Source organism: uncultured Nostoc sp. (genome assembly GCF_964245445.1).
In the GTDB taxonomy this organism is placed as follows: domain Bacteria; phylum Cyanobacteriota; class Cyanobacteriia; order Cyanobacteriales; family Nostocaceae; genus Nostoc.
In genome coordinates this window covers 1-10147 of sequence record NZ_CAXTNE010000277.1, presented here as the reverse complement: position 1 = coordinate 10147, position 10147 = coordinate 1, and the positions used below count along the sequence as shown (strand labels likewise).

Below are 10147 nucleotides of genomic sequence, written 5' to 3'. Positions count from 1 at the left end.
GAAAGACTGTCATGTTCGCGTAGCGTCTCGTAGAGAAGGCACTGATTCCGCCGCGTCCGTCGTCCAAAATGAAAAATCTTTAAATTCTGCGATCGCTAATCAAACTCAGGGGCAGGGGCAAGTAGAACAGGGTAATCCCACTTTGTTGTTAGTTGAAAATTCAGTTTCAGGTGTAGAAGTGAAAGGCACTCATGAAGGTGCTTGTTCCGCCGTGCCTGTGCCACAGCCTGAAAAATGGTCGCATGAGGCGATTGTTGCGCGGTCAAATATGCGACCAGAACGTATGCAGAAACTCAAGGTTGTGGCGAATTCGGGCGAGAATCCGGGGTTTGACTTCTTGCAAGAGTGCTGTCATGATGACCCTGCTTTGCAAATTGTCGTTAAAAAACTATTGGCGAAGTTTCCACAGTGGGGAATTGCGATTGTGGATGGGGTATTGGTTGATTGGGAGAGGTAAAAATCACACTGTCTCAGAATAGCGTGCAGCTAAAGCGATTGCTGCTTGACGGTTGTAGATCAAGATTCCCTTGCATTGATACCGCGCAACGACGAATTACTTTCTGAAAACGGGGACGCATAATCTGCGACTCGATCCCATCCCCACTTATAAGCTAGTGTCAACTAGAATTTCTTTCCCATTTCGGAACTTGATAAATTCCTGACCGTGGTCATAAAATATATCTGCAACCAGTTGATAACGCTCGTCGTAACCCCACATATCCACTGCTGCCTTCCACCAACGCTTTCCTCTTGAGAGCAACTGTTCAAGTTCTAAATACTCCGGTTTCCAGTACTTGGTGCGCCATTGATTTGCCAATGCCTCGATTAGTATCACAGTCGGGTAGATCGGCTTCAGATTTTCTTCAAGCCAGAGTATATAAACGATTGCGCTTCTGAAAGCATCTTCTAAACTTAAGCTAGATGCTTCTAGAGTGTCTTGCAGTTGCTCGTCACTAAAATTTACGCCGAGCGATGTCTACGACGGGCTACGCCTACGCAGGGCTGGAGCATACAAATCAAATAATTCTTGTTCTACTGAATCGGCAGACCAGAACCACATAAGAAAAAGAAAACTCCTGCTGGGTAGCTAAATAAAATTCAGCATTTAGCATGGGAAGTGTTGATGTGGGGACAACATCAGCAACCAGTCGATTGCGTACATCGTACCCCTATTTGGAAGCTCCGGCATACCATAATCAATGTCGGTGCCAATTGCAGAGCGTGGCAGTTCAAGGTACTCATTGCACCACCCCACAGACTTTCACTTCTATAGACAAGTGCAAAGCTCGAATCAAAATGGTGTTTGGAAGTAGCGATCGCAATATGATCTCGTTAGCAGCAATCAGCTAGTGCAGATATTTAACTAAGGCATCATGTAAAAATAAGTTGTACAAAATTTATCTGGCATAGCTTACTAAATCTAGCTTTCACACAAAAATTGTTCAGGTTATTTTTACACAAATCCTAAATGGAATTTTTCACGGCGGCAATGCCTAAGCTAATGATTCGCTCACTTGTTCAGGCATTATCAGGGGAACGATGGCTTAAGAACTTTGTAAAGTAAAGTTTTGTAAAGTTTTCAATCTTTTGCGAAAAAATTGAGTTTTCGGGTGAAGACTTAGTAGCCTAATTATTGACTATTTAATAGCTAGTAGCTTGATTTATGCTTAACTCAGCTTCGGTGCTGCTATTCATGGAGACTTGCAATGTCAGGTTTGGGTTTTACTCATTGGGGTGCTTTAATAACTATCGCTTTCGGTGTCAGCTTTTGTACCATTGATTATGCGAACGCTCAAATTACTCCAGATGGCACTTTACCTAATAATACTAACGTCAGGCAGGATGAGAAAACTTTCAATATTACCGGAGGGACACAAGTCGGTGGTAATTTATTTCATAGCTTTAAAGAGTTTTCTATTCGTACTGGCGATACAGTCGACTTTAATAATATTGCGGCTATCGAGAACATTTTTAGCCGAGTAACAGGGAAATCAGTTTCTAATATTGATGGGTTGATCCGAGCTAATGGTACAGCCAACTTATTCTTGATTAATCCGAATGGCATCATTTTTGGCCCAAACGCCAGTTTAAATATAAATGGTTCATTTGTAGGAACAACAGCAAATGCCATTGGCTTAACTAATGGTAATATTTTCAGTACTAATCCGCTCGAACCTATCCCGGCAAGGCTTTTAAATATAAATCCTTCTGTTTTTTTGTTTAATCAAATCGCTGCCCCTGTTATTGTTAAGTCACGTAGAATTGTGGGGTTTTATACAGATTATGATCTGGTTAAACCCGTTTACGAAGGTTTAAAAGTTCCTAATGGTCGGAGCTTATTACTGGTAGGCGGCAACGATATTCTCTTTGGCAGCAGTGGAAATGATATTCTTACCGGGGGCGGGGGCAACGACTATCTACAAGGAGATAGTGGTGATGACCTCTTAAAAGGAGGCACAGGTTCAGATAAGTTTGCATTTGCAACAGGATCAAACTTTGATATTAAAGAACTCGGAGTTGATACTATTAGTGACTTCACTTCTGCTGATGTAGACAAGATCCAACTATCAAAATTTACCTTTACTGCTTTAAGTAATTCTGTCTTCCCAACCGCATTAAATTCTGCCGACTTTGCCATAGTGACAAGCGATAGTTTAGCGGCAGGTAGTAGTGCGGAGATTGTTTACAATAGTGTAAATGGCAGCCTGTTCTATAACCCCAATGGTTCGGCTACTGGTTTTGATGCCGTAACTGATTTCGGAGGTCGATTTGCACAATTGACTGGTACCTCCACTCCTGCTCTAACTACCGCTAGTTTTGAGGTCGTTGCGTGATTCAGTTTAATTTCAAACTTAACTCCAAACATCGCACTATTAATTGGAAGGATGTTTTAAAGAGATATTTTGATGTGATCCAGTAGCAAGATCCTACCGAGTACGCAATAAAACTGAGTGAAATAATTCAGTATATGTCTGAAACTCCAGCAGCTTGTGGGAGAACTAGTAAAGAACTCTATGAGTTCTCCCACAAGCTGTTAGAGGGTAGGGAAAGGTATGGTATTAACAAACTGCAATGTTAGAACAGGAAAGCGAGTAAAACCAAATAGGTTAAAGAGAGTGAACCTTTGCACAGGTATCGAGAAGCGGAATTCCCGTAAGCCACTCAAATGATAATATGCATAATTGCCCCATAGCACAAATAGACTGAATATTTGGCGTTGCAGCGACTGCGTATCTATCTGTTCAGGAGTTTTATCGTAGGCTCAAAGCCAATAGAGAAGTATGGAAGCCTGAATATTAGCAGATTTTGATAGTTATTTGTGAGGATGGTAGCACAGAGGTAATGGTAGGGGTGAAGCCTGAGTGTTGAATCCTAGATGTAAAAAATGGTGATTACTGCTGCAACTAATGCCTAGACAAAACCACAATAAGCAATTTATGAGCTACGGTACGTCTCGGTCAATGGCTTTGCAATCAATACGGTTCAGTTAAGGCTCAAATGTATGTAAATTAGGTATTATTGCCAAAAATGGAAATAAAGCGTGGTGCATCTAAAAGAATTCTCCCTGGTGTCTCCCAAGATACAAAGTACTGAGATATTCAAAGCAATAGAGATAAACACTGGACTTGATAGCTTGTTAGATGCCTCTGTAGTCAGCCACTGAATAATCGTCGCTTCATCGGGCGACAGGACATCAACCGCAGCAATGGGGATTTGCGAATCGAGCGTGGAGAGTAGATTTGAGAGTTTCATTGTTTTTCAATTTGATAAGGAACTGGAGAGAGTTCGTTATGAGTATTCACAACTTGAACAATCACTTCATAAGCTTCGGCATCGCCGTCAAAAACCTCAGCCATACCATTGCGCTCTGATTGAGCGATGGCAGAAATAAAAGCATTCAATAGCACATAAAGACCTTCAGTATTCGCTTTGATGATCACGGGCTGGCGTGGTTTTTGCTGGGCGTAAACGTGAATAAATGGGTATTCTTTAGCTAATTCGTTCATGATGTTTTGGGGGGCGTTAAGTCCCCCCATCTTTTACTGAGGTAAACGTGTTTGACTGCTGTTTGTAGTCCGAAGCTGTTGGGTTTGGGTTTCATCCTTGTAAGTGCGATCGCTCTCGCCCACAACTCCAAGTGCTTCTTCAAATGGTTGCGTAGCTGATAAACAACTCAAACCCTCGAATCCCTCAGCCTCCACTCGAACTTCACTTGTAGCATTGTCGAAATGAATCAGTATTGAACGTTCCATATTTATCTCCGTGCAAATTGTTTAACTTCTTGATGTCCGGCAAAGGTTAGGCGTAGAGTTTGCACAGTGCCGTTAGTTGATTCAGTGATCGCACATTCACCAAACTGCTCTTGTAACTCGGCAGCTTTAGCGCGAACCATTCGCTGTCCATAAGCCAGCATTAGTTTATTACTGAAAAAGTCTTTGCCCAGCTTCGGAACTGTTTCGTAACTGTCGTGTATTACCTCGTACACGCCGCTTGACTGATTCCATTTAAATCCGATGTCTGCACGGGCTTTTATGGTATGACCAGATACGATAATTTCAGCGCTTTGTCCTTGAGAGGCACCGTAGTATCCTTTTAGTGATTGTGCTGTTTCATGAACTTGCGGATTCAGTTTCAAATCTTGTAAAGCTTGTACCAGACATTCACGGTTAGCAAGCTTAGTTTTAACGGTTGAGAAATGCGACATTTTTGGCTCCAAGGCTTTCAAATTGGTTTGAGAAATAGTACGGATGCTATATCCTTTTTGGGTTATTTTGGAAACTACGTATTAAATCCATTGGGACTTGAGCGAATGCACCCTTGCCCAAGACTGTTTTTTACCTGAACTTGAACGACATCACGGTAGCTTTCGATAAGCCCACGTCGCCAGTCGCAAGTGATTGTAGATTGCGCTGTTCGTCTAACAACTTGATCCGAATTTCTTCCATCTTTTGCTGTAATTGACTACGCTCATCACTGCCCAGATTCTTAGCTTCAATCGCTGGGTCGGTGACAATCGAATCCAAATGCTCCATCATCTGCTGTAAACTACTGCCAGCTTCCGGGGATGCATTTGCCAGTAACACCCGCACTTTCATCAGGTGTTTTTCCATCTTTTTTTTGAACTGGACTGGCTTACGTCCTGGCTCCCAGTCGCTCAATTCTTCAAGCAGTTGCGCCGCCAGCTGTTCACCACCAGTGATCGCTGATTCCCGTAGCCTTTGCTCTAGATTTTGGTCATACTGTTGGATGAACTTGGTAATCTGGTCTAGACACTCGGCTTGCTGCTGGTTCAGTTGTTCGGACAATGCCGGGATAATCACCGGACGACCAATAACGACTTGCAAATAATCTTCAAGGTCGGTCAGAGTCGGAAATGCTCTTAGCAAGTTGGCTTTGGCTGATTCTTGCTTATCGTGGGGTAATTCCCAAGTATGGAGTGAGAGGAACTGGTCAATCCGCTCTTGGTAATCTTCGAGTCCTAATTCGTAATCAACTTTTAGCTGATTACGCAGTCCAGGGGCGATATTATCTCTAATGTTGATTAACTGATTCCAAACAAGTGGAGCTAAATCAATCGGACAAATCCAATCACCAGTATCAGCAGACATCCACTTTTGAACCGAAGCAATCTCTTGCCTTAATTGGGCAGCAGCTTCATCCAACTTCTTAAATACCTTGATACCTCGCAAACCGACTTCGGAATTTGTAACTTTCACGAGGTCTGATTCAATTTCAGAAACTTCAGCTTTTAGCACATCCGCCCATTTAGGTGCGGCAGACTTTGTACTTTTCTTTAGCTGGATACGGAAGCGAATACGGATTTTATTTAACTGTGAGAAATTGTGGCACTCGACTACTGCATCAGTTAGGAAATTTGCAGCAATAGGGTTGTCGATTACTTGTACCATGATTATTCACCTCAATCATTATTTTTCACTTTCAATTCAGCGAAGCTTTCTTTGTGGCTATTTCTCAATTTGTGAATGTCTGTAGTAGCTCTATAAATTACTTTTGTAGAGCCATTTTGTAACCTAATATGTCTTTTAATGACTGGCGGTTTATGTATTGACATAGCTCAAAATAGCTGAAGTTGCTGCGAATTATCCTGTACCACAGGCTTTTCATAAACCATACCTTCGACTTCATAACAACGAGTCATGAGTTTGTTTCGATTTAGCCGAAAGCTGGCTTTTTTCTTTTGATTCAGCAGAGGTGAAAATAGATACTGTGGATGTTTTATAGTACCTTCATCACCCAAATATCGAGAAAGTGTACCGTTGATTTGGTAAACTTTTGATGAGCTTAATAGCGTTGGGTCATACACTCTGAACAATTTATTTTCCATCTGATTAGTATTGAAGTGGAGTGTGCGATAATTTGTTCTGGAATCGATTTTTCTCTACAGTCAGACTGATAAAATCTGACTGGAGAGTTTTTCAGGCATAATCTGATTCTTCTTTCGTTAAGCAGCAACTTTCTCTTTATTGGGTTTAGACAATCTAGAACTACTATCAGATGTACGTTTAGTCATTGAAGTCGGTGGAATTGAAAGTGACAGAAAACTACAGATACAAATGCTCGAAAATCAGATTTAATTTTGACTTTAATTCATCAGGCAGAGCCTTAAAATCAAACTCTTCAGAGTCCCAAACTTGACCAGGCTTGTAGACTCATCAATAATATTTGCAATCAAACAAGATTCATCGTCGTAGTTCCAGCTATTTGCTAAAAGCCACGGCAAAACTCCTTTAGATTGCAATAGTTTTTCCAGATCAAAAAATTCAGAAAATGATTGCAGATTTTCGACGTTGGGGTGAACAATTGTAATACTCATCTGTGATTAGTTATGAATAGTTGAACAGCACGTATTAGCTGTAGACAAAGCTTGAGTCACTCATAACTACAGTCCCCCAAGCTCCTGTTACAACTTTTAGCAGTCACAGTTTCGACATAAGTCGATAATGTCTTTGTCAATCAGATGTGCAATGTTAGATTCATGAAATGAAGCTGATTTTAGTGACGCACAAGGCAGGTAAATCCTGCCTTACTTCATCTTTAAGACTAAAACACCATTTCATTCGCAGTTTTCGTTACAGCTAAAGCCTGTTTACTGACCTCTCGCCACTCTGTTTGCTCGTTGTAGGATGCCATCACTAATTCCGACTCTACCCATACCCGACAGAACAACACATTTTCATCTGTCGTCCCTGGAGTAGGCTGTAGTGTGATGGGAGAATACAATTGTTCTGGGGTCAAAGTTGCGATCGCAGCTAATACAGATTTAGCAAAATGAGTATCATGCCCACTTTCTAATATATAGGGTCTGTCTGCTTGAATTGTAATCAGCAACTTGTAAACTTCCTTTCCCCTGCGCTCACATTTCTCAAATTTGAGTTCTTTTAGATATCCAGTTAAGGCAGTTTGGGTAATCGCACTCGCTTCACTGTTGTTTAGGGTATACCACAGTGAACCATTGTGACGATTGCAGTAGATTTTGCAACTGCCAGCTTCAGAGTGCAATCCTAGTTTTGGCTTATTGATTGAAGCGATCAACTGCTTGAGTAGTTCCTCTTGGCGCATTAAAGCAGCAAGTAAATCGGCATTTTCTTGAGGGTTCATTGTTTAATACCAACACATTTCACTTTCGCATTGGCGAAGCCGTAGACTTCTTGAAGCAGCAGGCGCGACCGATGAAGATTTCGATCACGCCTACTGATTTTCTTACGCTGCTATCAACTCCCGACGAACTTGCGGCAGTTCAATCGGAGCAGTTGCTCTGGACAGTCCTTCTACAGCTTCTTTCACACTCCAATACCGTACTCCATCGGCACAGCGCCAGTAGTAAGTCTTGGGGTCATTTTCCCATAACTCATCAGCGTTTCTGACTTTGAAGATAATTCCCAAGAACTTACCATCAAGATATACATTGTGAGCCGTCTGAAACTCAGTGCGTCCTACATAGGTCAGTCGGTAGTCATCTACTGGCATACACAAGTCTTCTGCACGAGTACCGCGATAGGAGCAGTTACCGCACCCATGTCCTTCGCAGTCTGGACAGATGGCAGCAGGCATATTCCACTTCGGCAGGGTGAAATCCCATTCAGCAGGTGGGGTTAATATTTGAGGCTTCTGCGAAGTGTAGCAACCAGCATGACCGATTACCTTATCAGGATAGTATTGGACGCTCAACGATAACCAATCACAATCACCTAACAAGCCAATTTTCTCAGAAGCTTGTTTCAATTCCTCATCTTTCTTGTGATTGCGCTCTACTGGAGCAGAAAGAATCGCTTTAACGTCTGCAACAGCGCGTTTGAAAGACTGTTTGTGGTATCGAGCATAGCCGTGGGTCATTTTTACCCAGACGATATCATCACTGTTGATCCAGATAGTCACTACATCCTGTACGTTCGCTCATTTTTGATATACAAGATTTAATTAAGCTTTACAGTGCGTGTAATTCAGGCGATTCAATGGATTCAGGCATTTTTGTTTTGCATAGAGCTTTTGCCATTTTATGATTTATCCTATCCCTGTGCCTTAAATAATCGTCTCTGAGAGCCTTCTATGATGGTCATAAATTGTACTTACAAGTAATGATTTACTTAAAAGTAGCCGTTTTCCTTTTGCATTAAGCCTTTAATTCCGCTTCGACTTTCAAAATAAGCGAACGCACAGTACATCTTCGGGCTTGCAGTTTTTGGAGTAGTCTGACTGATTGACAATGGTTGCAATGATTTGGCGATCCTGTGTGGTTAACGGATCTTTTGTTGGCGCAGGGGCTGAAACTTGTGTCATCATTAGAAAATACCTCTTAAATGGGTAAAAAGGGCGATCGCGCAGTTTGTCCGACGGAGCGATCGTCCTATTTTTATTAGTCAGTTTGTTGTGGCTTGCCACAACACTCTCACTCTAGAATTGGCGAAGCCTTATAAAAGTGTTCAAGGGTAAAGCGTATTAACTGATGTCAAAACACCAGACAGCACTAAGCTGTAGAGAAGATATTGGGATGTTACCGTGTCCTCTGTGCAACCATGTTGTTTCCTTAAAAAGGCGATTGCGTACTCAGTAGTATGCAATCGCCTTAATTAATTCTGGAAAGATTGAAGTTTTTTGCAACCAGTTTTTAGACGTGGTAGGTCATCGTAATCATCTCGCGGCGGCTTGACCATTACAAGTTTAAGGCTTCCGGCTGCTAGTCCCGGCGGCTGGTTATTGTGGTTTCGTATCGTTAACTCGATTTGTAAGGGTTAAATTTTGAGCGCTTCTTTGTTTTTCAAAAGAGGCATCGCGCTCGTCTCCTCTCTTATGATTACTATATTACTACGCTCACCAGTGGCTACCAAACAATTTTTGCTGGTGAGCGTAGTAGACAAATCTCTTAACTGTTGTAATCTATGTTCCAAATAAGTGAAGTGATATCCCCATTTAAAGCAGCACAAAGTTTCTCTATAATTTCTGTACTAACAGTCATCTGAGTTGGTTTTTTTGGTTTGTTAATACAGCACTTGCGTCTATTATGAGGTACACTAGATTAAAATATAAATGCTTTTAAATGAAGTCCTACTTTGTCGATCTTCGAGAAAAAATAGTTGCAGCACATCTTGAGAAAAACATCTCAATCAGGAAAGTGGCTAACATCTTTTCCGTCTCAAAGAGTTTAGTACAAAAGCTTGTGAAACAACAAAAACTTGAAGGAAATTTACAATCCAAGCCGCGAGTAAAGCCACAATTTAGTCATTTAACAAATGCTGACATAGAGCCCGTGAGAATTAGTTGAATCATATCCAGATGCAACATTGATAGAGTTGTGTGAATTATTTGCAGACAAGACTGGCAATTGGGTAGGTCAAAGTGCAATGTGTCGTGCGTTACAGAAATTAGGATTAAATCGGAAAAAAAACGAAGCGGAGTACCCAAGCAGGGACTCCTAGAGTCCTGAATTTAAGATTAGATTATTGGGAAAAGGTCAAATATATAGAGCCAGAAAACTTAGTATTTTTGGATGAAACTGGTGTCTTACTTGGGTTAACGAGGACTCATGCCCGTTCACAAATGGGAACAAGAGCTTACTCTCTTAACCCCTTCTATAGACCTGAGTTCGATGTAAGAAAAAGTCTGAAAAGTAGACAGGGTAGAGCTTGTA

At 41.5% G+C, this 10147-nt stretch carries 11 protein-coding genes and 1 pseudogene; 2 read left to right on the top strand and 10 right to left on the bottom strand.

The features are described 5' to 3' along the window. Positions 1-457 (top strand): annotated as a pseudogene (locus ACFE90_RS31355) (hypothetical protein); the annotation flags it as partial. A gap of 147 nt (positions 458-604) precedes the next feature. Here the strand turns inward: ACFE90_RS31355 and ACFE90_RS31350 are convergent. Then, the gene (locus ACFE90_RS31350; RefSeq protein ID WP_375506239.1) at positions 605-835 is read right to left on the bottom strand and encodes a hypothetical protein; all 231 of its coding nucleotides are present in this window, start codon (positions 833-835) and stop codon (positions 605-607) included. Between the two features lie 871 nt (positions 836-1706). On the opposite strand from ACFE90_RS31350, the gene ACFE90_RS31345 reads away from it, so the two are divergent. Beyond that, positions 1707-2834: a filamentous hemagglutinin N-terminal domain-containing protein gene (locus ACFE90_RS31345; protein WP_375506238.1), complete on the top strand. Its 1128-nt coding sequence runs from the start codon at positions 1707-1709 to the stop codon at positions 2832-2834. A gap of 682 nt (positions 2835-3516) precedes the next feature. On the opposite strand, the gene ACFE90_RS31340 is transcribed toward ACFE90_RS31345, so the two are convergent. From ACFE90_RS31340 to ACFE90_RS31300, 9 genes are all read right to left on the bottom strand, one after another. Further along, on the bottom strand, positions 3517-3753 hold the full coding sequence (locus ACFE90_RS31340; RefSeq protein ID WP_375506237.1) for a hypothetical protein: 237 nt from the start codon (positions 3751-3753) through the stop codon (positions 3517-3519). Further along, a complete protein-coding gene (locus tag ACFE90_RS31335; protein ID WP_375506236.1) occupies positions 3750-4037 on the bottom strand; it encodes a hypothetical protein in 288 nt (95 codons plus the stop codon). The genes ACFE90_RS31340 and ACFE90_RS31335 overlap by 4 nt, the downstream gene beginning before the upstream one ends. Positions 4038-4040: 3 nt before the next feature. After that, on the bottom strand, positions 4041-4253 hold the full coding sequence (locus ACFE90_RS31330) for a DUF2997 domain-containing protein (RefSeq protein WP_375506235.1): 213 nt from the start codon (positions 4251-4253) through the stop codon (positions 4041-4043). Between the two features lie 2 nt (positions 4254-4255). Continuing rightward, the gene (locus tag ACFE90_RS31325; RefSeq protein WP_375506234.1) at positions 4256-4705 is read right to left on the bottom strand and encodes a DUF1257 domain-containing protein; all 450 of its coding nucleotides are present in this window, start codon (positions 4703-4705) and stop codon (positions 4256-4258) included. Positions 4706-4835: 130 nt separating this feature from the next. Continuing rightward, the gene (locus tag ACFE90_RS31320; RefSeq protein ID WP_375506233.1) at positions 4836-5909 is read right to left on the bottom strand and encodes a hypothetical protein; all 1074 of its coding nucleotides are present in this window, start codon (positions 5907-5909) and stop codon (positions 4836-4838) included. Between the two features lie 167 nt (positions 5910-6076). After that, entirely contained in the window at positions 6077-6346 is a 270-nt protein-coding gene (locus ACFE90_RS31315) for a hypothetical protein (protein WP_375506232.1), read from the bottom strand. A gap of 716 nt (positions 6347-7062) precedes the next feature. Then, positions 7063-7620, bottom strand: coding sequence for a hypothetical protein (locus ACFE90_RS31310; RefSeq protein WP_375506231.1), 558 nt, complete (start codon positions 7618-7620; stop codon positions 7063-7065). A gap of 102 nt (positions 7621-7722) precedes the next feature. Further along, positions 7723-8397, bottom strand: coding sequence for a hypothetical protein (locus ACFE90_RS31305; protein ID WP_375506230.1), 675 nt, complete (start codon positions 8395-8397; stop codon positions 7723-7725). A 261-nt stretch (positions 8398-8658) separates the two neighbouring features. After that, positions 8659-8901: a hypothetical protein gene (locus tag ACFE90_RS31300; RefSeq protein WP_375506229.1), complete on the bottom strand. Its 243-nt coding sequence runs from the start codon at positions 8899-8901 to the stop codon at positions 8659-8661. Between the last annotated feature and the right edge of the window lie 1246 nt (positions 8902-10147).

Coding starts and splice junctions, on each gene's coding strand:
- ACFE90_RS31310 (WP_375506231.1), bottom strand. CDS start 7,620: ATGAACCCTCAAGAAAATGCCGATTTACTTGCTGCTTTAATGCGCCAA.
- ACFE90_RS31325 (WP_375506234.1), bottom strand. CDS start 4,705: ATGTCGCATTTCTCAACCGTTAAAACTAAGCTTGCTAACCGTGAATGT.
- ACFE90_RS31320 (WP_375506233.1), bottom strand. CDS start 5,909: ATGGTACAAGTAATCGACAACCCTATTGCTGCAAATTTCCTAACTGAT.
- ACFE90_RS31335 (WP_375506236.1), bottom strand. CDS start 4,037: ATGGGGGGACTTAACGCCCCCCAAAACATCATGAACGAATTAGCTAAA.
- ACFE90_RS31345 (WP_375506238.1), top strand. CDS start 1,707: ATGTCAGGTTTGGGTTTTACTCATTGGGGTGCTTTAATAACTATCGCT.
- ACFE90_RS31315 (WP_375506232.1), bottom strand. CDS start 6,346: ATGGAAAATAAATTGTTCAGAGTGTATGACCCAACGCTATTAAGCTCA.
- ACFE90_RS31340 (WP_375506237.1), bottom strand. CDS start 3,753: ATGAAACTCTCAAATCTACTCTCCACGCTCGATTCGCAAATCCCCATT.
- ACFE90_RS31330 (WP_375506235.1), bottom strand. CDS start 4,253: ATGGAACGTTCAATACTGATTCATTTCGACAATGCTACAAGTGAAGTT.